18 protein-coding genes and 1 tRNA gene are annotated in these 21973 nt (G+C 70.7%); 15 read left to right on the top strand and 4 right to left on the bottom strand.

Going from position 1 to position 21973, the window contains the following annotated elements; translation table 11 throughout:
- The first annotated feature begins 35 nt into the window (after window positions 1-35).
- The 4 genes from JGS39_RS15105 to JGS39_RS15090 are packed head-to-tail and all read left to right on the top strand — an operon-like array spanning window position 36 to window position 5883.
- On the top strand, window positions 36-1643 hold the full coding sequence (locus JGS39_RS15105) for a carboxyl transferase domain-containing protein (RefSeq protein WP_219569531.1): 1608 nt from the start codon (window positions 36-38) through the stop codon (window positions 1641-1643).
- A gap of 13 nt (window positions 1644-1656) precedes the next feature.
- The gene (locus JGS39_RS15100; RefSeq protein WP_219569555.1) at window positions 1657-3735 is read left to right on the top strand and encodes an acetyl-CoA carboxylase biotin carboxylase subunit; all 2079 of its coding nucleotides are present in this window, start codon (window positions 1657-1659) and stop codon (window positions 3733-3735) included.
- Window positions 3732-4709 carry a hydroxymethylglutaryl-CoA lyase gene (locus tag JGS39_RS15095; protein WP_236063648.1) on the top strand — a complete coding sequence of 326 codons (978 nt, stop codon included), beginning with the start codon at window positions 3732-3734 and terminating at the stop codon, window positions 4707-4709. Before JGS39_RS15100 ends, JGS39_RS15095 begins: the two co-directional genes overlap by 4 nt.
- 7 nt (window positions 4710-4716) lie before the next feature.
- Window positions 4717-5883: an acyl-CoA dehydrogenase family protein gene (locus tag JGS39_RS15090; RefSeq protein ID WP_219569530.1), complete on the top strand. Its 1167-nt coding sequence runs from the start codon at window positions 4717-4719 to the stop codon at window positions 5881-5883.
- Between the two features lie 129 nt (window positions 5884-6012).
- On the opposite strand, the gene JGS39_RS15085 is transcribed toward JGS39_RS15090, so the two are convergent.
- Entirely contained in the window at window positions 6013-6339 is a 327-nt protein-coding gene (locus JGS39_RS15085; RefSeq protein ID WP_219569529.1) for an ArsR/SmtB family transcription factor, read from the bottom strand.
- On the opposite strand from JGS39_RS15085, the gene JGS39_RS15080 reads away from it, so the two are divergent.
- From JGS39_RS15080 to JGS39_RS15065, 4 genes are all read left to right on the top strand, one after another.
- Window positions 6329-7873, top strand: a complete 1545-nt coding sequence (locus JGS39_RS15080) for an MFS transporter (RefSeq protein ID WP_219569528.1) — start codon at window positions 6329-6331, stop codon at window positions 7871-7873. The two genes, JGS39_RS15085 and JGS39_RS15080, sit on opposite strands and share 11 nt — an antisense overlap.
- A gap of 124 nt (window positions 7874-7997) precedes the next feature.
- A complete protein-coding gene (locus JGS39_RS15075) occupies window positions 7998-8228 on the top strand; it encodes a hypothetical protein (RefSeq protein ID WP_219569527.1) in 231 nt (76 codons plus the stop codon).
- Between the two features lie 101 nt (window positions 8229-8329).
- A complete protein-coding gene (locus tag JGS39_RS15070) occupies window positions 8330-9361 on the top strand; it encodes an ABC transporter substrate-binding protein (protein WP_219569526.1) in 1032 nt (343 codons plus the stop codon).
- A 2-nt stretch (window positions 9362-9363) separates the two neighbouring features.
- Window positions 9364-10251: a siderophore-interacting protein gene (locus JGS39_RS15065; protein WP_219569525.1), complete on the top strand. Its 888-nt coding sequence runs from the start codon at window positions 9364-9366 to the stop codon at window positions 10249-10251.
- Between the two features lie 96 nt (window positions 10252-10347).
- Here the strand turns inward: JGS39_RS15065 and JGS39_RS15060 are convergent, their stop codons facing one another.
- The gene (locus tag JGS39_RS15060) at window positions 10348-12009 is read right to left on the bottom strand and encodes a beta-N-acetylhexosaminidase (RefSeq protein WP_308120424.1); all 1662 of its coding nucleotides are present in this window, start codon (window positions 12007-12009) and stop codon (window positions 10348-10350) included.
- A gap of 330 nt (window positions 12010-12339) precedes the next feature.
- On the opposite strand from JGS39_RS15060, the gene JGS39_RS15055 reads away from it, so the two are divergent.
- Both JGS39_RS15055 and glmS read left to right on the top strand, forming a co-directional pair.
- The gene (locus JGS39_RS15055; RefSeq protein WP_148018800.1) at window positions 12340-12615 is read left to right on the top strand and encodes a hypothetical protein; all 276 of its coding nucleotides are present in this window, start codon (window positions 12340-12342) and stop codon (window positions 12613-12615) included.
- Between the two features lie 104 nt (window positions 12616-12719).
- A complete protein-coding gene (gene glmS / locus JGS39_RS15050; RefSeq protein WP_219569523.1) occupies window positions 12720-14549 on the top strand; it encodes a glutamine--fructose-6-phosphate transaminase (isomerizing) in 1830 nt (609 codons plus the stop codon).
- A gap of 601 nt (window positions 14550-15150) precedes the next feature.
- Here glmS and JGS39_RS15045 read toward each other — a convergent pair.
- On the bottom strand, window positions 15151-15672 hold the full coding sequence (locus JGS39_RS15045; RefSeq protein WP_219569522.1) for a universal stress protein: 522 nt from the start codon (window positions 15670-15672) through the stop codon (window positions 15151-15153).
- A 377-nt stretch (window positions 15673-16049) separates the two neighbouring features.
- On the opposite strand from JGS39_RS15045, the gene JGS39_RS40865 reads away from it, so the two are divergent.
- From JGS39_RS40865 to JGS39_RS15020, 5 genes are all read left to right on the top strand, one after another.
- Window positions 16050-16343 carry a hypothetical protein gene (locus JGS39_RS40865; RefSeq protein WP_308120422.1) on the top strand — a complete coding sequence of 98 codons (294 nt, stop codon included), beginning with the start codon at window positions 16050-16052 and terminating at the stop codon, window positions 16341-16343.
- 391 nt (window positions 16344-16734) lie between these two features.
- Complete coding sequence (locus JGS39_RS15035) at window positions 16735-17973, top strand: GlxA family transcriptional regulator (protein WP_219569521.1); 1239 nt, start codon at window positions 16735-16737, stop codon at window positions 17971-17973.
- A gap of 10 nt (window positions 17974-17983) precedes the next feature.
- Complete coding sequence (gene orn, locus JGS39_RS15030) at window positions 17984-18586, top strand: oligoribonuclease (RefSeq protein ID WP_219569520.1); 603 nt, start codon at window positions 17984-17986, stop codon at window positions 18584-18586.
- 126 nt (window positions 18587-18712) lie between these two features.
- Window positions 18713-18785: transfer RNA gene (locus tag JGS39_RS15025), tRNA-His, on the top strand.
- Window positions 18786-19006: 221 nt separating this feature from the next.
- Window positions 19007-20557 carry an FMN-binding glutamate synthase family protein gene (locus tag JGS39_RS15020; protein WP_219569519.1) on the top strand — a complete coding sequence of 517 codons (1551 nt, stop codon included), beginning with the start codon at window positions 19007-19009 and terminating at the stop codon, window positions 20555-20557.
- 137 nt (window positions 20558-20694) lie between these two features.
- On the opposite strand, the gene JGS39_RS15015 is transcribed toward JGS39_RS15020, so the two are convergent.
- Window positions 20695-21927 (bottom strand): cell wall protein, encoded by a 1233-nt coding sequence (locus tag JGS39_RS15015; RefSeq protein ID WP_219569518.1) that lies wholly within the window; start codon window positions 21925-21927, stop codon window positions 20695-20697.
- Between the last annotated feature and the right edge of the window lie 46 nt (window positions 21928-21973).

Here is a 21973-nt window from a genome sequence, read left to right as displayed (position 1 = left end):
GTCACACTGCGGTACGGGCAAGGGGGCTCGACAGGATGCAGCAGGCACCGGTGCTGGCGAGCGCGGCCGATCCCGCCTCGGAGGCCTGGCAGGCCAACGAGGCGGCGCATCACGCGCTCACCGACGAGCTGCGCAAGCGGCTCGCCACGGCCAGGCTCGGCGGGGGTGAGAAGGCCCGCGCCCGGCATGTGGCGCGCGGCAAGCTGCTGCCCCGGGAGCGGGTGGACACCCTGCTCGACGCGGGCTCGCCCTTCCTGGAGCTGGCCCCGCTGGCGGCCGAGGGGCTGTACGGCGGCGCCGCGCCGGCCGCCGGGGTGATCGCCGGGATCGGCCGGGTCAGCGGCCGGGAGTGCGTGATCGTCGCCAATGACGCGACCGTCAAGGGCGGCACGTACTACCCGATGACCGTGAAGAAGCACCTGCGGGCCCAGGAGGTGGCGCTGGAGAACCGGCTGCCGTGTCTGTACCTGGTGGACTCGGGCGGTGCCTTCCTGCCGATGCAGGACGAGGTCTTCCCCGACCGGGAGCACTTCGGGCGGATCTTCTACAACCAGGCCCGGATGTCCGGGGCCGGGATCCCGCAGATCGCGGCGGTGCTGGGCTCCTGTACCGCCGGTGGGGCGTACGTCCCGGCGATGAGCGACGAGGCCGTGATCGTCCGGAACCAGGGGACGATCTTCCTGGGCGGTCCGCCGCTGGTGAAGGCGGCGACCGGTGAGGTCGTGACCGCCGAGGAGCTGGGCGGCGGCGAGGTCCACTCCCGTACGTCGGGAGTCACCGACCATCTCGCGGAGGACGACGCACACGCGCTGCGCATCGTGCGGAACATCGTGGCCACGCTGCCCGACCGGGGCGCGCTGCCGTGGTCCGTACAGCCGGCGGACGAGCCGAAGGTGGACCCCGCCGGTCTGTACGGCGCCGTCCCGGTCGACTCGCGCACGCCCTACGACGTACGGGAGGTGATCGCCCGGGTCGTCGACGGCTCGCGCTTCGCCGAGTTCAAGGCGGAGTACGGCACGACGCTGATCACCGGATTCGGGCACATCCACGGCCACCCGGTCGGCATCGTCGCGAACAACGGCATCCTGTTCTCCGAGTCCGCCCAGAAGGGCGCGCACTTCATCGAGCTGTGCGACCAGCGCGGCATCCCGCTGGTCTTCCTGCAGAACATCTCGGGCTTCATGGTCGGCCGCGACTACGAGGCGGGCGGCATCGCCAAGCACGGCGCCAAGATGGTCACCGCCGTCGCCTGCACGCGCGTTCCGAAGCTGACCGTGGTGGTCGGCGGGTCCTACGGCGCGGGCAACTACTCCATGTGCGGCCGGGCCTACAGTCCCCGCTTCCTGTGGATGTGGCCCAACGCGAAGATCTCCGTCATGGGCGGCGAGCAGGCCGCCTCCGTCCTCGCCACGGTCAAGCGCGACCAGCTGGGCGACGACTGGAGCGCCGAGGACGAGGAGTCGTTCAAGGCCCCGATCCGCGAGCAGTACGAGACGCAGGGCAACGCGTACTACGCCACCGCCCGGCTCTGGGACGACGGCGTGATCGACCCGATGGAGACCCGCCAGGTGCTCGGGCTCGCCCTGACCGCGTGCGCCAACGCCCCGTTGGGCGACGCCGGCTTCGGCGTCTTCCGGATGTGAGGAACTGATGACGATGTTCGACACGGTTCTCGTCGCCAACCGCGGCGAGATCGCGGTCCGGGTCATCCGGACCCTGCGGGAGCTGGGCGTGCGTTCCGTCGCCGTCTTCAGCGACGCGGACGCGGATGCCCGGCACGTACGGGAGGCCGATACGGCGGTACGGATCGGCCCCGCACCGGCGGCCGAGAGCTACCTCTCCGTGGACCGGCTCCTGGAGGCCGCCCGCCGCACGGGCGCGCAGGCCGTCCACCCCGGCTACGGCTTCCTCGCCGAGAACGCGGGCTTCGCGCGGGCGTGCGCGGACGCGGGCCTGGTCTTCATCGGGCCGCCCGCCGCCGCCATCGCCCTGATGGGCGACAAGATCCGGGCCAAGGAGACGGTCGCGGCTGCGGGTGTCCCGGTGGTGCCCGGATCCTCCGGAAGCGAGCTGACCGATGGTCAACTAGCGGAAGCGGCGCACGAGATCGGCATGCCGGTCCTGCTCAAGCCCTCCGCGGGCGGCGGCGGCAAGGGCATGCGGCTGGTGCGCGACGCGGCGCTGCTCGCGGACGAGATCGCAGCCGCCCGGCGCGAGGCGCGCGCCTCCTTCGGCGACGACACCCTCCTCGTGGAGCGGTGGATCGACCGGCCGCGCCACATCGAGATCCAGGTGCTGGCGGACGGCCACGGCAACGTGGTGCACCTCGGCGAGCGCGAGTGCTCGCTCCAGCGCCGCCACCAGAAGATCATCGAGGAGGCGCCCTCGGTCCTGCTCGACGAGAAGACGCGCGCGGCCATGGGCGAGGCGGCCGTCCAGGCCGCCCGCTCCTGCGGCTATGTCGGCGCGGGGACGGTGGAGTTCATCGTTCCGGGCAACGACCCGGCCTCGTACTACTTCATGGAGATGAACACCCGCCTCCAGGTCGAGCACCCGGTGACGGAACTGATCACCGGCCTCGACCTGGTCGAGTGGCAGCTCCGCGTCGCGTCCGGCGAACAACTCCCTTACGGCCAGCAGGACATCACTCTCACCGGTCACGCGGTCGAGGCCCGGATCTGCGCCGAGGATCCGGCCCGCGGCTTCCTGCCCTCGGGCGGCACCGTGCTGGCGCTGCACGAGCCGCAGGGCGGCGGGGTGCGGACGGACTCGGGGCTCGCCGGGGGCGGCGAGGTCGGCAGCCTGTACGACCCGATGCTGTCGAAGGTGATCGCCTACGGCCCCGACCGGGCGACGGCTCTGCGAAGGCTGCGGGCGGCGCTCGCGGACACGGTGGTCCTCGGCGTCCCGACCAACGCGGGCTTCCTGCGCCGGCTGCTCGGCCACCCGGCCGTGGTGGCGGGCGAGCTGGACACCGGCCTGGTGGAGCGTGAGGTGGACGCGCTGGTCCCGGACGGGGTGCCGGAGGAGGTGTACGCGGCGGCGGCGCTGCTGCGGCAGCACTCCCCCGCCGCCCGGACGGCCGGGGCCTGGGCCGACCCGTTCTCGGCCGGTGACGGCTGGCGCCTCGGCGGCACCCCGGCGCGTACGGTGCGGCACTTCCGGATCCCCGGCCACGACCCGGTCCAGGTGGGCCTGCGCCCGTGCGGCGCGGGCGCGGAACTGACCTTCGGCCACGTCGGGGAGGGCGCCCGGCCACCGCTCCCCGCCTCCGGCACCTGCGGCCCGCTCGGCCCGCTGCCCGGCAGCGCGGAGACGGCCAGGACGCTGTCCGTCGACGGGGGCCGGATCACGCTCGAACTCGCCGGTGTCACGCACTCGTTCGCGTACGCCACCTCCCCGGAGGGCCACTGGCTCGGCCGGGACGGCGACACCTGGCACGTCCGGGACCACGACCCGGTGGAGGCGTCACTGTCCGGCGCCGCCCGCTCAGGCGCGGACACGCTCGCCGCGCCCATGCCCGGGACGGTCACCGTGGTGAAGGTGGCCGTCGGGGACGAGGTCGCGGCCGGGCAGAGCCTCCTCGTCGTGGAGGCGATGAAGATGGAGCACGTCATCTCCGCCCCGCACGCCGGCACCGTGACCGAACTCGACGTGACCGCCGGGACCACGGTGGCCATGGACCAGGTACTGGCGGTCGTGGTCCCCGCGACCGGCACCGGGGAGGACGCATGACCACCACCGACCGCACCCTGCCGATGACCGTGGCCGCGCCGGACCTGCCCGCCCGGGTCCGTATCCACGAGGTCGGCGCCCGTGACGGGCTGCAGAACGAGAAGGCGGTCGTGCCGACCGAGGTGAAGGCGGAGTTCATCCGCCGGCTCGCGGTCGCCGGCCTCGGCACGATCGAGGCGACGAGCTTCGTCCACCCCAAGTGGGTGCCCCAACTGGCGGACGCGGAGCAGCTGTTCCCGATGCTCGGCGACATAGGGGACGTGGGTGACGTGGCGCTGCCGGTCCTCGTGCCGAACGAGCGGGGACTGGACCGGGCCCTGGCGCTCGGCGCCCGCCGGATCGCCGTCTTCGGCTCCGCGACGGAGACCTTCGCCGCGCGCAACCTCAACCGCACGATCGACGAGTCGCTCGCCATGTTCGAGCCCGTGGTGGCCCGCGCCAAGGCGGACAAGGTGCATGTGCGCGGCTACCTGTCGATGTGCTTCGGCGACCCGTGGGAGGGACCGGTCCCGGTCCACCAGGTCGTCCGGGTCGCCAGGGCGCTGATGGACCTCGGCTGCGACGAGCTGTCGCTCGGAGACACGATCGGGGTCGCGACGCCCGGCCACGTACAGACCCTGTTGTCGTCGCTGAACGAGTCGGGGGTGCACACCGACGCGATCGGGGTGCACTTCCACGACACCTACGGACAGGCCCTGTCCAACACGCTGGCCGCGCTCCAGCACGGCGTGTCCACCGTGGACGCCTCCGCGGGCGGCCTCGGCGGCTGCCCGTACGCGAAGAGCGCGACCGGAAACCTCGCCACGGAGGACCTGGTCTGGATGCTCGAAGGCCTCGGCATCGAAACCGGGGTCGACCTCGACGAGCTCACCGCCACCAGCGTGTGGCTCGCCGGACAGCTGGGCCGACCGAGCCCGTCCCGTACCGTCCGCGCGCTCTCGGTGCAACAAACACAGTCCCACAAGGAGCAGTGATCCCCCGATGTCCCTGGACCACCGGCTGACCGCCGAGCACGAGGAACTCCGCCGCACCGTCGAGGAGTTCGCACACGACGTGGTCGCGCCGAAGATCGGCGACTTCTACGAGCGCCATGAGTTCCCGTACGAGATCGTGCGCGAGATGGGACGGATGGGCCTGTTCGGTCTGCCGTTCCCGGAGGAGTACGGCGGGATGGGCGGCGACTACCTCGCCCTCGGCATCGCCCTGGAGGAGCTGGCCCGGGTCGACTCGTCGGTGGCGATCACCCTGGAGGCCGGGGTCTCGCTCGGCGCGATGCCGGTGTTCCGCTTCGGTACGGAGGAGCAGAAGCGGCAGTGGCTGCCGAAGCTCTGCGCGGGCGAGGCGCTCGGCGCGTTCGGCCTGACGGAGCCGGACGGCGGCTCGGACGCGGGCGGCACCCGGACGACCGCGGTGCGCGACGAGGCGACGGGCGAGTGGGTGATCAACGGCTCCAAGTGCTTCATCACCAACTCGGGCACGGACATCACCGAGTTGGTGACGGTCACGGCGGTGACCGGCCGCAAGGAGAACGGCGCCCCGCTCATCTCGTCGATCATCGTCCCGTCCGGCACCCCCGGCTTCACGGTCGCCGCCCCCTACTCCAAGGTCGGCTGGAACGCCTCGGACACCCGCGAGCTCTCCTTCTCGGACGTCCGCGTCCCGCTGGAGAACCTGCTGGGCGAGGAGGGCCGCGGCTACGCGCAGTTCCTGCGGATCCTGGACGAGGGCCGGATCGCCATCTCGGCGCTGTCGACGGGCCTGGCGCAGGGCTGTGTGGACGAGTCCGTGAAGTACGCCGCCGAGCGGCACGCGTTCGGGAAGCCGATCGGCTCCAACCAGGCGATCCAGTTCAAGATCGCGGACATGGAGATGCGGGCCCACATGGCCCGGATCGGCTGGCGCGACGCGGCGTCACGCCTGCTGGCGGGCGAGCCGTTCAAGAAGGAGGCCGCGATCGCCAAGCTGTACTCCTCGACCGTGGCGGTGGACAACGCCCGCGAGGCGACCCAGATCCACGGCGGCTACGGCTTCATGAACGAGTACCCGGTGGCGCGGATGTGGCGCGACTCCAAGATCCTGGAGATCGGCGAGGGCACGAGCGAGGTGCAGCGGATGCTGATCGCCCGGGAGCTCGGCATGTCGGCCTGAGAACGGGGACAGCGCGAGGCGGGGCGGGCCCGGGTTCCGGGCCCGCCCCGTCCGCGTTCCACCGAACCGGCCACCGGGCCGGGCCCTGTGCTGCCGCTCGCAGGCGGCTTGTCAACCGGTGCCGGCTGCTCAGCCGCGCCTGGGCAGGATTGCGTCGAGGAGGCCGGGGAAGGCCTCGTCGAGCTCGTCCTCCTGGAGCACGTTGAGGGCGGCGGTGCCCTCGCGGTGAGTGACGATCACTCCAGCCTCCCTGAGCGTCTTGAAGTGGTGGGACAGGGTGTTCTTGGCGACCGCAACGTCGAACGCACCACAGGCGATCGGCGCCACGGACTCCCTCAACTGGCGTACGAGATCGAGCCGCACGGGATCAGCGAGAGCCCGCAGCACGGCTATGGCGTCAAGTTTCACCGGCTTGCTCACGTCGTCGCGCGGCCGACTCTGGCTCGTGGTGGGCATACCCGGAGCCTATACCGTTGTTCCATGGACGTCGAACTACAGCTACGCTAGTTCCATGACCATGGAACTAAAGAGGACCGTTGTCGCTCTCGCACTGATCGCGTCGTTCATGGTGTACGTCGATGGCACCATCGTGAACTTGACTCTGGCGCAACTGAGTTCTCACTTACACGCCTCACGGTCGGCGCTGGAATGGGCCGTCAACGCCTACACGCTCAGCTTCGCAGCGGTGCTGCTCGGCTCGGGGGCCATCACTGACATCCTGGGCGCCAAACGCACGTTCATCACGGGGCTGCTCATCTTCACGGCATCCTCCGCGGTCTGCGCGGCAGCGGGCACCATGCCGGTTCTGAATCTCGCACGGCTCGCCCAGGGTGTCGGCGCCGCACTGCTGCTTCCGAGCGCGCTCGTGCTGGCCACATCCGCCGCCACCGACGAGCACGCGCGTCACAGACTTGTCGGGTGGTGGGCCGCCGCCGGTGGGGTGGGCATGGCCGCGGGGCCTCTTCTCGGCGGGGTGCTGGTCTCCCTGGCGAACTGGCGCGCCGTATTCGGGGTCAACGTCGTGATCGGTATCCCGGCGATCGCGTGGAGCATCCGCTCGATGCCCTCCGTGACGCGACGGGACCGAAGCGTGGACTACGCGGGCATGGCGGCCGCGACCTTGCTGATCGGCGGCCTCGTCTTCGGTCTGATCGAGGCCCCGGCCAAGGGGTGGGGAACACCCGGCGTGCTCGCAGCATTCACCCTCGCGGCAGTGGGCCTTCTCGCGTTCGTACGAGCAGGACACACCGCAAAGGCTCCCCTTCTGCCGACCGCGGTCTACTCCGACCGGTCCTTTGCCACCTCTGCGCTGCAAGGCGCCTTGTTCAACTTCACGTTCTACGGGTTGCTGTTCGCGTTGAGCCTGATGCTTCAACAGGGCCGAGGTCTCAGCGCCGTCGCGAGCGGCCTGCTGTTCCTTCCCCTGACCGGCCTGATCTCTCTGGGAAGCGTCTGCTCGGCCGCCCTCACCAGGCGCTCCGGCCGCCGCTCGGTCCTCGGCGGTGGGCAATTCGTACTGGCCGCCGCCTTGGTCGCGGTCGCACTCACCAGCACGCTGTCGCCACTGTGGCCACTGGTCCTTGCGCTGCTGCCGGCCGGTTTCAGCGCGGGAGTCCTCGTGCCGGCCATGACGTCCCAGTCGATTGCGGCCGTTCCGCCAACCCTGCACGGTGCGGCTTCAGCCGCCTTCAACGCTTCCCGGCAAGTGGGCGCAGCGCTGGGCGTTGCCGTCTTCGGCCCGCTACTGGGTTCCACCGGCGAGCTGCGCGACGGATTCCTCACCTGTGTTCTCCTGGCCGCGCTCGCCACGGCCGTCGCTCTCGCCCTGACGCTGCTCAACAGGACGACCGCCCGCACCGGAGTGGGCACAGGTTCCGTGGACAGCGCGGCGCGATGCGGCCCACGTACCGCACATCCGCGAGGGGGCTCAACGACGGCCGGAGGATGGCCGGCGTCGAGGGGCCCCGACGACGGAGCCTTCGGCGCATGACCCTCCTCGTACACACCTACGTCCGCGGCCGGAGCGGCGAGGACCACTTCCTGGAGGACCCCGAGCACGGCCTCACCCTCGCCGGGTTCGAGAGCAGCCGGACCAAGCTGTGGGGGCGCCGCCGGTGCGTGAGCTCGGGGCCCGGTTCTTCCCGGAGCTGGCCACCGCCAACCTCTGTGTGGATCCGGAGGACATCCCGGCCTTCCTCGCCGAGTGCGGGCTGCTGCGCGACCACATCGCGGAGCTCGCCGCCCACAGCGGCTATGCCGACGACTACGTGGCGGCGCGGCTGGCCAACATCACGGCCGCCGCCGAGCGGGCCCAGGACGTGGACGGCGGCGTCATCGTCTGGTGAGCGAGGGGGCACCGGCCAGGGGACCACTCGTGAGGTTAGGCTAACCTTCGTTCGAACTTGTCGCCGGCCGGTCTCCGGCTCGTACGAAAGCGGATTCCGTCATGCGCACTGCCCGAGTGTCCCGTCCCACCCGTCGCGGCCTGCTGGCCATGGGCGGCGCCGTCGGCCTGGGCGCCGTGCTGGCGGCCTGTGGTGACAGCGACTCCAAGGACTCCGGTTCCACCGGCTCCAAGAGCGCCGACGCCGGGCCGTGGAGCTTCAAGGACGACCGCGGGCAGACCGCCGAGGCCAAGTCCGTCCCGAAGAACATCGTCGCCTTCACGGGTGTCGCCGCCGCGCTCCACGACTACGGCATCGAGGTCAAGGCGGTCTTCGGCCCCACGAAGGCCGCGAACGGCAAGGCCGACGTGCAGGCCGGCGACCTGGACATCAGCAAGGTCGAGATCCTCGGCAACGTCTGGGGCGAGTTCAACGTCGAGAAGTACGCCGCGCTCGGCCCGGACCTGCTGGTCACCGCGATGTGGGAGAAGGACGCCCTCTGGTACGTGCCGGACGCGTCCAAGGACAAGATCCTCAAGCTCGCCCCGAGCGTCGCCCTGTGGGCCGCCCAGACCACGATCCCCAAGGCGATCCAGCGCCACGAGGACCTCGCCGCCTCGCTCGGCGCCGACGTCAAGGCCAAGACGGTCACCGACGCCAAGGCCCGCTTCGAGAAGGCCGCGGCCCGGCTGCGCGCCGCCGCGAAGTCCAAGCCGAACCTCAAGGTCATGATCGGCTCGGCCAGCCAGGACCTCTTCTACGTCTCGCTCGCCAAGATGTCCGCCGACACCCTGTACTTCCAGGAGCTGGGCGTGAAGTTCGTCGAGCCGAAGGTGGACGAGGCGGGCTTCTTCGAGAGCCTGAGCTGGGAGAACGTCGACAAGTACGGGGCCGACATCATCATGATGGACAACCGGTCCTCGGCCCTGCAGCCCGACGCCCTGACCTCCAAGCCGACCTGGGCGCAGCTGCCCGCGGTCAAGGCCGGTCAGGTCATCCCGCGCACCACCGAGCCGATCTACAGCTACGACAAGTGCGCGCCGATCCTCGAGGACCTCGCGAAGGCCATCGAGAACGCGAAGAAGACCGCCTGACCATGACGACCGCCGCCGCGCCCGCCACGCCGCCCGTCGATCCCTTCCGGCTCTTCGGTCTGGCCGTCCTGCGCACGGAGCGGCTGAGCCCGTCCATGCTCCGGGTCACGTTCGGCGGCCCGGGGCTCGACGGGTTCGCCTCCGGGGGCCGCGATCAGAGCCTGTCGCTGTTCCTGCCGCACCCCGGACAGCCGGAACCAGTCGTTCCGGTCGATAACGAGGGCAACTGGTTCGCCCTCTGGCGCGCTCTTCCGGCCGAGGAGCGGGCGGTGCTGCGCTCGTACACGGTCCGGGCGCAACGTCGTACCGACGGCGGTTCGGCCACCGAGATCGACATCGATTTCGCGCTCCACGAGGACGGCGGTCCGGCCTGCCGCTGGGCCGCCGCGGCCTCCCCCGGTGACGTACTGAAGGCGCTCGGACCGGCCGTCGAGGACAACACGGCCGTCCGTTTCCGCCCGCCCGAGGACACCGACTGGGTGCTGATCTGGGCCGACGAGACGGCGCTGCCCGCCGCGACGGCCGCCCTGGAGTGGCTGCCGGCCCATCTGCGGGCGCGGGTCTGGCTGGAGGTCACGCACACCGGGGACCGCCGGCCGATCGACACCCGCGCCGACGCCCGGATCAGCTGGCTGGTGCGGGACGAGAACGCCCCGGACGCCGTGGAGGCCGTGCGCGCGGCCGAACTGCCCGGGGGAATCCCGTACGTCTGGATCGCGGGCGAGGCGTCCTCGGTACGGACGCTGCGACGCCACGTGGTGCGTGAGCGCGGCATCGACCGCAAGCGGGTGACGTTCGTCGGCTACTGGCGCCGCGGCCTGAGCGAGGAGCAGCTCCGCGAGGAAGCCACCTCGAGCCCGTCCGGCACCTCAAGCCCGTCCGGCGATTGAGGACATCTTTGACAGCCGTCCGGCGCTTGAGGGCACCTTCCGACGGCCCGTCCGGCGGCCGGGGGCCTCACGCCCCCGGCCGCCGGACGGCCCCGCTCAGCCCGCCGCAGCCGGCTCCGCCGGCCACGGCACCTGGGGCGACCGGTAGTAGTCGATCCCCAGCGCGGTGAACCGCGGCCCGAGCGCCGCGAGGCGCTCCTTGTACGTGTCCCAGTCGTGCGTCTCGGCCGGGGACCAGCCCAGCTCCGCCGCCCCGGGCAGCCGCGGGAACGCCATCACGTCGATGTCGTCGCTGTCGGTCAGCGTCTCGGCCCAGATCGGCGCCTCGACCCCGAGCACCGCGTCCGCCGGGGTGTCGGCGAGGTAGGTCGCCGGGTCCCAGTCATAACTGCGCTGCACCTCGACCAGACCGGCCCACTTCAGGCCCAGTTCGGTCTGCTCGTTGTACTTCATGTCGAGGTACACCCGGTCCGCGGGCGAGAGCACGAGCTTGGTGCCGTTCTTCGCCGCGTCCGCCACCTGCTGCCGGTCCGCGGCGCTCGTCCTGTCGTAGCCCCAGTACTGGGCGACCGCGCCCTTCACCGGCGTGGCGCCGGTGAGCTGGTGCCAGCCCATCACGGTCTTGCCGTGCTTGCCGACAGCGGCCTGCGCCCTCTCCATGATCTTGGCGTAGTCCTCGTGGCTGGTGGAGTGCGCCTCGTCACCGCCGATGTGGATGTACCTGCCGGGGGTCAGCGCGGCCACTTCGCCGATGACGTCGTCGATGAACTTGTACGTGACGTCCTTGGCCGCGCACAGCGAGCTGAAGCCAACCTTGATCCCGGTGTAGAGCGGCGGCGCGACGCCGTCGCAGTTCAGCTCCGCGTACGAGGCGAGGGCGGCGTTGGTGTGGCCCGGCATGTCGATCTCCGGCACCAGCTCCATGTAGCGGGAGGCCGCGTACCGCACGATCTCCTTGTACTGGCTCTTGGTGTAGTAGCCGCCGGGCCCGCCACCGACCTCCGTGGAGCCGCCGTAGGTGGCCAGGTTCGGCCAGGAGTCGATGGCGATGCGCCAGCCCTGGTCGTCGGAGAGGTGCAGGTGGAAGGTGTTCATCTTGTACAGCGCGATCTGGTCGATGTAGCGCTTGACCTCGTCGACGGAGAAGAAGTGCCGCGAGACGTCGAGCATCGCGCCCCGGTAGGCGTAGCGCGGCGTGTCGGTGATGCTGCCGCCCGCGACCTTCCAGGGCCCCTTCTGGCGGCTGTCGCTCTCGACCTGGGCCGGCAGGAGCTGACGCAGCGTCTGGACGCCGTGGAAGAGCCCTGCGGGCTTCCGGGCGGTGATGGTGACGGAGCCGTGCCCGGCCGTCAGTGTGTAGCCCTCGGCGCCCAGTTCGCTGTCGCGGGAGCCGAGCCGGAGCCGGATGCCGTCGGAGCCCGCCCGTCCGGTGACCGGCAGGGCGTATCCGGTGGAGGGGCGCAGCACGCCCGCCAGGTACTCACCGATCTCGCGGGCCTCGCCGGACGAGCCGTCGACGCGGATCCTCGTGGCGGGAGTGATGGCGTACGGGGATCCCCCCGGCCTCACCTCGGCGGGGGCGGGCACGACCTGGCCCAGCGGACGGGGCGCCGACGCCGCGGGGCCGCCGCCCGCCGCGGATGCCGCGGGGGTCGCGCAGGCGGCGGAGATTCCGGCCGCCGTGACGAGAAGCAGCGAGCCGAGAAGACGGGGTAGAGCACGGGGAAGAGCACTGCGCTGCGTCGTGTGCAGTCTCACAGCCGGGTCCCTTTCTGCTGGATCACACCTGGATCTCCTGACCATTCGCACCGTCACCATGCGTACCGCTTGCCTCACGGATGGTCAAGGTGTAGACCACTTCCCCTTTTCGCCCACACATGAACGTGGCCGACCGCCCGGGCGCGCGGCCTATTTCATCCCGTCGGCCCTCACAGCCGCTCCGCGCCCACCCGATTCCGAGGCGCGTACGCCGCTCCCGAACGCTCCGGAATCGCCCAGAACGGAAAAACGAGCGCCACTCGACCGCATATCTGCCCGATATCGGGCAGGATTGTTGCGCTGGAGCTCCTTCGGAAGCAATATCGACGGGTGCTCGAACGCCGCTCGTCGCATGACGACCTCATTGACCACCTGGTACGCAGCACCGCGCTCCCACGCGGTGAGGCAGCCCGGGTGATCCTCGACGTACTGGCCTACTTCGACGAGACGACCGACGTCTTCGTCCGCCGCCGCCATCGCGAGCTGCAGTCCGGCGGCCTGGTCAACACGGAGATCTTCGAACGGATCTCGGCCGAGCTGCCGCACCGGGCGGTGGCGCCGCCGGAGCTCTCGCTCCGCCAGCTGCGCCGCATCGTCTACGGCTGAGACCGGCGGCCGGGACCGGCTGTCCCGATCGGGCCGGGCGTGCCCCGCGGCCGGGCACCCACTTACTTGCTTGTACCTGTACGTCGATGGAGGGCAGAGGCTCTATGTGCGGAATCGTCGGTTATATCGGAAAGCGTGATGTGGCCCCGCTGCTGCTGGAGGGTCTGCAGCGGCTGGAGTACCGGGGGTACGACTCCGCGGGCATCGTCATCACCGGCAAGCCCGCGGCCGGCAAGCCCGCCGCGCTGAAGATGGTCAAGGCCAAGGGCCGCGTCCGCGAGCTCGAGTCGCGGGTGCCCAAGCGCTTCACCGGCACCACCGGCATCGCCCACACCCGCTGGGCCACGCACGGCGCCCCGAGCGACGAGAACGCCCACCCCCACATGGACGCCGACAACAAGGTCGCCGTCGTCCACAACGGCATCATCGACAACGCCTCCGAGCTCCGCGCGAAGCTCGTCGCCGACGGCATCGTGTTCCTCTCCGAGACCGACACCGAGGTGCTGGTCCACCTGGTCGCCCGCTCCCGGGCCGTCACCCTGGAGGAGAAGGTCCGCGAGGCGCTGAAGTCCGTCGAGGGCACGTACGGCATCGCCGTCATGCACGCCGACTTCAACGACCGCATCGTCGTCGCCCGCAACGGTTCCCCGGTCGTGCTCGGCATCGGCGAGAAGGAGATGTTCGTCGCCTCCGACGTCGCGGCCCTGGTCGCGCACACCCGCCAGATCGTCACCCTGGACGACGGCGAGATGGCCACGCTCAAGGCCGACGACTTCCGTACGTACACGACCGAGGGCTCGACCACGACGGCCACGCCCACCACGGTGGAGTGGGAGGCCGAGTCGTACGACATGGGCGGCCACGACACGTACATGCACAAGGAGATCTCCGAGCAGGCCGACGCCGTGGACCGCGTGCTGCGCGGCCGCATCGACGACCGCTTCTCCACCGTGCACCTGGGCGGCCTGAACCTGGACGCCCGCGAGGCGCGCGGGGTCCGCCGGATCAAGATCCTTGGCTGCGGCACCTCGTACCACGCGGGCATGATCGGCGCCGGCCTCATCGAGGAGCTGGCCCGCATCCCCGCGGACGCCGAGCCCGCGTCCGAGTTCCGCTACCGCAACCCCGTCGTGGACCCCGACACCCTGTACGTCGCGGTCTCCCAGTCCGGTGAGACGTACGACGTGCTGGCCGCGGTCCAGGAGCTCAAGCGCAAGGGCGCACGGGTCCTCGGCGTCGTGAACGTCGTCGGCTCGGCGATCGCCCGCGAGGCCGACGGCGGCATGTACGTCCACGCCGGCCCCGAGGTCTGCGTCGTGTCCACCAAGTGCTTCACCAACACCGTGGTCGCCTTCGCGCTGCTCGCCCTGCACCTGGGCCGCATCCGCGACCTGTCGGTCGCCGACGGGAAGCGGATCATCGAGGGGCTGCGCAAGCTGCCCGAGCAGATCGGTCAGATCCTCGAGTCGGAGGACGAGATCAAGAAGCTCGCCGAGGAGTACGCGGGCGCGCAGTCGATGATGTTCATCGGCCGTGTCCGGGGCTACCCCGTCGCGCTGGAGGCCTCCCTGAAGCTCAAGGAGATCTCGTACATCCACGCCGAGGCGTACCCCGCATCGGAGCTGAAGCACGGCCCGCTCGCGCTCATCGAGCCGGCGCTCCCCACGGTCGCGATCGTCCCGGACGACGACCTGCTGGAGAAGAACCGTGCGGCCCTGGAGGAGATCAAGGCCCGCAGCGGCCGCATCCTCGCCGTGGCCCACCGTGAGCAGGAGAAGGCCGACCACACGATCATCGTCCCGAAGAACGAGAACGAGCTGGACCCGATCCTGATGGGCATCCCGCTGCAACTCCTCGCCTACCACACGGCGCTGGCCATGGGCCGGGACATCGACAAGCCGCGCAACCTGGCGAAGTCCGTCACGGTGGAGTAGCAGTCAGGGCGAAGCGGTCACGGCGAGTAGTCGCGGTGAAGAGACACGCCCCCGCATCCGCACCCGAGAGCGGCCCGGCACCCACGCCCTGTGGGTGCCGGGCCGCTCTCGCGTGCGGGCGGGCGATCCCGAATGCCAACAGTGCGAACGCCGGGGCGTGATGGCCGGGGTACGGCCGCCGGTCTTTGCCGCAGCGACGCCGTGGACCACGGCGGACCCTCTCCGGATCCGCGCGGGACAGAGGGTCGTCACCGACCCCACATGCATGCGATCGTGCTGTTCCCCGTGACGCTTATGCATCCTTCACACACACGCAATCCGCATCTACGGACCGGTAGCTTCGTTTTTTCCGCTGTTTCCGTAGTCGAGTTGACGCCATGTCGGTCCTCTCCGGACGGAAAGAGACCGGCCGTTGGCCGAGGTCGGATCACAACGGACGCAGAACAGACCCAAAACAGACCGCCCGCTCCCGGCGGACGCGGGAGCGGGCGGAACAGGCTCTGAAGGCAGGGCGACGGCGGGCAGCCGGAACCTGCCCTGGGGAACGGTCCACGGGACAACCTCGTGGGACGGCGTCACCCGACGGGCTTACGCGACGCCCCTACGGGATGACGACGACCGGGCGCTGCGCGCGGCGCGCCAGCCGGCCCGCCACCGAGCCGAAGATCCGGCCGACGATCCCGTGCGTGGAACCGACGACGATCGCGTCGGCCGAGTACTCCCGGCCGACCTCCTCCAGCTCGTGGCAGATGTCCCCGCCGCGCTCGACGAGCACCCACGGGACCTCGGAGAGGTACTCCGCGCAGGCGAGCTCCAGGCCGAGGACCTCGGTGCGGTGATCGGGGACGTCCACGAAGACGGGCGGCTCGCAGCCCGCCCATACCGTGGTCGGCAGCCGGTTGGCGACATGGACGATGATCAGGCCGGAGCCCGTTCTCCGGGCCATGCCGATGGCATAGGCGAGGGCCCGCTCACTGGAGGTCGAGCCGTCGAAACCGACGACGACACCGTGCCGGAAGGCGGGATCGCAGGAGTGGCGCGCGTCTTCGGCCGCCTGCTGGTCCGACCGGGGGTCGGCTACCTGCTTGCGGTCCGCGGGTTCGGGGATTTCGTGACCGGCCATCGGTGTCTCGGCGAAGAGAGTCCTCGTGAGGAGAGCGACGTGGGGAAGCTGCGTCAGCGGGCGGTGTAGCGGTGTCCGGGAATCATCTTCCCAACCCCTTACCCCCAAGGGTACGGCGGCACTCCTCCACTGCCCGGATCCGCGCAAAGCGCGTGCGACGTTCTACGGAGCATGCCCGAGACCTGCCCTGTATGGCAATGCCGGTTGCGCGGTACACCGACGTCGCGGACCCGGACGGCCGCAATCGGTGACGGGTCGGTGACCGCGTGGGGCACGGTCCGTTAGCCACGTGTCCATGCCCCCGCAGGCCCGCCGCGGGGGTCCGCCGGCCGTTCCGTACCGACCGGAACGCCGACCGAACCCCCGGGGAGCATCACGTGCCCGCACCCGTCCCGCCCACGCATCCGGAACCCGCCGCGCAGTCGGCGACCGATGTGGTCCGCTGGGCGGTCTTCGGCTGCCTGCTGGTACCGGCCGTCCTCCTGGCCCACGGCGACTCCGCCGGCGGCGCCGCGGCCGTCGCCCTCGGCCTGGCCGCGATCACCGTGGCCTGCCGGGTCCTGCTCCGCCGGTCCGCCCGGACGGCAGCCCGCGAGGGCTCCGGTCCGGCCCACCGCCCCACCCAGGGGGCGCACAGGAGTGAGCGCACTGCACGGGTCGTGCGCCGGTAGAACGACTGATTTCCGCACACGCGACCGTATATTTTCAGCCAACTTCAGGACTCAGTCGAATCCTTGTCGAAATGGCCGATCAACCCCCTTGCCAGCAGGCAGGAAGAGACCAAGCGGTACGCTTCCACCCCATGGGGACGGGCCATGAACGCCCGGCGCACTTCCCTGCACGACTCACGAGTGAAACGCTTCGTGATCGAATGCTTCCCGCCAGGTTGCCTTGTCGACATAAAGCCGGTTGGTGAACTTGTCACGACGGCACCACGGGACGCAGTAGATTCGATCTTGGGTGTCGAAGGCTGGGGACTCGTGCACGACCGAGGGGACATGTGCAGGTGCGACAGGCCCGTAAGGACCAGGAAGACGCGAACACCGAGGGGGGCTTAGCGTCATGAGCCAGGACTCCGCCACCGCAACGGAGGCTGTACGGAAGCTGAGCGGGCGTCGACGCCGTGAGGTCGTCGCCGTGCTGCTGTTCAGCGGTGGCCCCATCTTCGAGAGCTCCATTCCGCTCTCGGTGTTCGGGATCGACCGCCAGGACGCGGGAGTTCCGCGTTATCGGTTGCTCGTGTGCAGCGGCGAAGAGGGACCGCTGCGCACCACAGGGGGACTCGAACTGACCGCGCCCTACGGGCTGGAGGCGATCAGCAGGGCAGGCACCGTCGTGGTGCCGGCCTGGCGCTCGATCACCTCACCGCCGCCCGTGGAGGCGCTCGACGCACTGCGTCGCGCCCACGAAGAGGGCGCACGCATCGTGGGGCTGTGCACGGGAGCCTTCGTGCTCGCCGCCGCCGGGCTGCTGGACGGCCGCCCGGCCACCACGCACTGGATGTACGCACCGACGCTGGCCAAGCGCTACCCGTCGGTGCACGTCGATCCGCGCGAGCTCTTCGTCGACGACGGCGACGTGCTCACCTCCGCCGGCACGGCGGCCGGGATCGACCTCTGCCTCCACATAGTCCGCTCGGACCACGGCACGGAGGCCGCCGGGGCACTGGCCCGCCGGCTCGTCGTGCCGCCGCGGCGCAGTGGCGGTCAGGAGCGCTACCTCGACAGATCTTTACCGGAGGAAATCGGCTCCGACCCGCTCGCGGAGGTCGTGGCCTGGGCGCTGGAGCATCTGCACGAGCAGTTCGACGTGGAGACGCTGGCCGCGCGCGCCTATATGAGCAGGCGGACCTTCGACCGGAGGTTCCGCTCGCTCACGGGCAGCGCACCGCTCCAGTGGCTGATCACCCAGCGGGTGCTGCAGGCGCAGCGGCTTCTGGAGACGTCCGACTACTCGGTCGACGAGGTGGCGGGCCGCTGCGGCTTCCGCTCGCCGGTCGCACTGCGCGGGCACTTCCGGCGCCAGCTGGGGTCGTCCCCCGCCGCGTACCGGGCCGCGTACCGGGCCCGCCGTCCGCAGGGCGGCGGTCCGGAGCAGGTCGTCACGGCGGGCGAACCGGTGGTGCCCTCCCAGAGCATCCCCGTGAGCCGTCGCGCCCCGCTGCCGGCCCAGGCGGGTCCATCCCCGTCGGGTCCGTCCACGGCCGTTGCGGACACGGGCCGCGGGGAACACGGGAAGCCGGGCTCCGAGGCGTACGCCGCGGGCCGCCCGGCCCTGCCGGGACAGCGGAGCGCCCCGTAGGGTGGGGCGCATGAACGACCGCATGGTGTGGATCGACTGCGAGATGACCGGGCTCTCGTTGACGGAAGACGCACTCATCGAGGTGGCCGCACTGGTCACCGACTCGGAGTTGAACGTGCTCGGCGAAGGGGTGGACATCGTGATCCGCCCGCCGGACGCGGCGCTGGAGACCATGCCCGAGGTGGTGCGGCAGATGCACACCGCCTCGGGCCTCCTCGACGAGCTGGCCGCGGGCACCACCCTGGCCGACGCCGAGGAACGGGTCCTGGCCTACATCCGCGAGCATGTGAAGGAGCCCGGCAAGGCCCCGCTCTGCGGGAACACGGTCGGTACGGACCGCGGCTTCCTGTCGCGGGACATGCCGTCGCTCGAGGGCTACCTCCACTACCGGATCGTCGATGTCTCCTCGGTCAAGGAGCTGGCCCGGCGCTGGTACCCGAGGGCGTACTTCAACAGTCCGCCCAAGAACGGCAACCATCGGGCGCTCGCCGACATCCGCGACTCCATCACGGAGATGCGGTACTACCGCGAGGCGGTCTTCGTCCCGCAGCCGGGCCCCGACTCGGAGCGCGCGAAGTCGATCGCTGCGCGCCTGTCGCAGCCCCCGGCCTAGGTCCTTCCGAAAGCCGCTGGTCACGGCCCTTTCGGGGGCCGGGACCGGCGGCGGGGAAACGGGGGCGCGAGCACCCTCTCGGACCCTGTACACTTTTTCTCGGCCGGTCGGAAACGCCCGGACATGGTGGGTATAGCTCAGACGGTAGAGCACCTGGTTGTGGTCCAGGATGTCGCGGGTTCGAGTCCCGTTACTCACCCTGAATGATGAAGGGCCGATCCGCGAAAGCGGATCGGCCCTTCATCATGTACGGGGCGTATCCCTCCGCGTCCGCGCATCCCCCGTGTCCACGCCTTCCGCCCGTCCGCGGGGCTTCTGGCATCATGTGCCGTTTCGCCGCCGGACGGCGGTTCCTGCCCGGCCGCGCCCGCCACGCAGCGGTGGACGCACGTATCGAGCAGTCGACGAGAGGAACGTTTCATGCGCGCTCGGAGCATCGGTGCGGCCGCCGCCGCGGCACTGGCCCTGGTGGCTGCCCGCGACCTCGTCCAGAAGAAGCACGCACTGCTCAGAAACTTCCCCGTGATCGGACACGCCCGGTACCTGCTGGAAACGATCGGGCCGGAGCTGCGGCAGTACGTCGTGACGTCCAACGAGGAGGAGCGCCCGTTCAGCCGTGACCAGCGCACCTGGATCTACGCGTCGGCGAAGGAGGAGAACAACTACTTCGGGTTCGGAACCGACGTGGACGTCGAGCACGTGCAAGGGCACGCGTACGTGAAACAGCGGACGTTCGCCGGTGCGCTGCCCGATCTGCACGACCCGCAGAGCCCTCTGCCCTCGGCCAAGGTGCTGGGCGGCCCGCGCGGGCGCGCCAAGGCGTTCCGGCCCGCGAGCGTCGTGAACATCTCGGCGATGAGCTTCGGATCGCTGTCCGGCCCGGCCGTCACCGCGCTCAACAAGGGCGCGGCGCTGGCCGGCGCGATGCAGAACACGGGTGAGGGCGGCCTCTCGCCGTACCACCGCAACGGCGGGGACCTCATCCTCCAGATCGGGACGTCGTACTTCGGCTGCCGCAACGAGGACGGCACCTTCAGCCTCGACAAGCTCAAGGACATAGTCGCGGGCGCCCCGGTCAAGGCGATAGAGATCAAGCTCTCGCAGGGCGCGAAGCCGGGGCTCGGCGGGCTGCTGCCGGGCGCGAAGGTGACCCCCGAGATCGCCGGGATCCGCGGCATCCCGGTCGGCGAGGACTGCGCCTCGCCCTCTCGGCACACCGCGTTCCACGACGTCGACTCGATGCTCGACTTCGTCGAGCTGCTCGCCACCGCGACCGGTCTGCCGGTCGGGATCAAGAGCGCCGTCGGGGAGATGAGCTTCTGGGAGGAGCTGGCCACTCTGATGGCGCGGGGTGATCGCGGGGTCGACTTCGTGACCATCGACGGAGGCGAGGGCGGCACCGGGGCGGCCCCTCTCATCTTCTCCGACTCGGTGTCGCTGCCGTTCCGGATGGGCTTCTCCCGCGTCTACGGCGCTTTCGCCGAGCGTGGTCTGACGGACGACATCACTTTCATCGGTTCGGGCAAGCTCGGTCTGCCCGAGAACGCCGTCGTCGCGTTCGCCCTGGGTGTCGACATGATCAACGTCGCTCGCGAGGCGATGCTGTCCATCGGCTGCATCCAGGCGCAGAAATGCCACACCGACAAGTGCCCCACCGGCATCGCCACCCAGGACCCGTGGCTGGTGCGCGGCGTCGACGCGCCCTCGAAGGCCACGCGCGCCGCCGTTTACCTCCGCACCCTGCGCAAGGAGCTGCTGAAGATCTCGGGCGCTGTCGGCGTCGCCCACCCGGCACTCATCACGACCGCCGACATCGAGATCATGAACGGCGACTACGACGCCCGCACCCTGGCGAGCGTCTACGGCTACAAGGACGGCTGGGGCGAGCTCGGCCCGGAGCTCGCCCAGGAGATCACCGCGCTCCTCACCGCCGAACCTGCCCCTGTCCATGAGGCCGGTACTGACGTGTGACGAGTTGCCGACGTGCGGTGTCTGATCCGAGGAGGTCGGGCGGGGCAGTCGGCCGGGGCGGGGTGTCCGCGCCCTCGCAGCCGCCCGCACCCCCGGCCCCGGCCCCGGAAGGGTGAGCGCGCGCACCACGCCGCCGCTCAACACCCGACCACCATGTGCACGCCGCCGAACTCCCGCAACAGCACGGTGTCGACGAGCCGGTTCGTGTACAGGCGCCGGGTGACTCGCTCGCCCAGGTTCTCGAGCGCGGCGAGAACAAGACCGTGGTCCACCGCGGCAGCGGAGCGCAGCTCGACGACCTCGGCGGAGGACAGCCCGTCGATGACGCACACGGGCCCGTCAGCGACGGCCGGAGCCTCGCTCCCGCTGTGGCCGTCAACCGCGATCCGGAGGTCTGTCACAGCCCGGCAGAACGCTTCGGGCGGACGCACACCCGCGTGCGCCACGGCCGTCTCCCGTTCGCCTCGGCGCTCCAGCTCGGCCTTGATGTACGCGGCCGGGCGGGCCGGCCGCCAGTCCAGCCACCACGAGTGAAGCTCCGCCGCTATGTCGTGAACGTCGAGGCCGCGGTTGATCAGCGGGCGCAACGCGAACGCCAAACGACGCAGCCCCTCCCCCTGCGTCCAGCCGACAAGCGGGCGCACCTGCCGGGCGACTGCGATGTCGCGGGCGACCTGGAGGGGGTGCCGCTTCGGCGAGCAACTGCCGCCTGTCGAGCGCCTGGCGCTCCGGTCGCTCCGGCCGGACCGTTCGCCCCGGCTGCGCCCTCTCAACTCGCCGGTACCGTCGCCGCTGCCCCTCAGGCCCTGTGGAGTCAACGCGGTTACAGACGTCGCGCGCCCGCGCGAGGTGTAGTTCAACCCCCCGCCCAGATCAACCTTGGATACGTCGTGATGGGGCCCGGAAGAATGGGGTGCACGCCCGCCTGAACCGGGTTTGTCCACAACCGAGTTATCCACAGGGCGGACTGCCGTACGACCGGCCTCCACGGCGAGGGCCCGACCCGAGTCCGTCACCCCGCACACCCGCGCCCCGTACCCGACCCCCTCCAGCCGGTATCCCATCGCCTCGTCGTACACGGGCGGGACCGTCGCCGCGTAGATCGTCGCCGTACCCGCGTACGGCCGGCCGGCTAGCCGCAAGTTCCGCTTCGACCCGTGCCGCCGCCACACCAGCGCGCCCAGCTCCCGCAGCACCCGGACATGGCGCTTCACCGTCGCCGCCGACACCCCGCACCGGGCAGCGGTGCCCTCCAGGTCGTACAGCACGAAGCCGAGCCGGTAGTCCATCCGCCCGGCCAGATCCCGCGCGACAGCCAGCGTCGTCGCCCCGGCCCGCCGGTGCGGCCCCGCCTCGACGAGCCACTCCACCGCCCGCAGCCACGCGCGCGGCTGCGCACGCCGGGACGCCGTGGCC

Origin of the sequence: Streptomyces poriferorum, assembly GCF_019399235.1 — a bacterium.
GTDB lineage: Bacteria > Actinomycetota > Actinomycetes > Streptomycetales > Streptomycetaceae > Streptomyces > Streptomyces poriferorum.
This window is presented reverse-complemented; position numbering and strand designations above follow the sequence as displayed.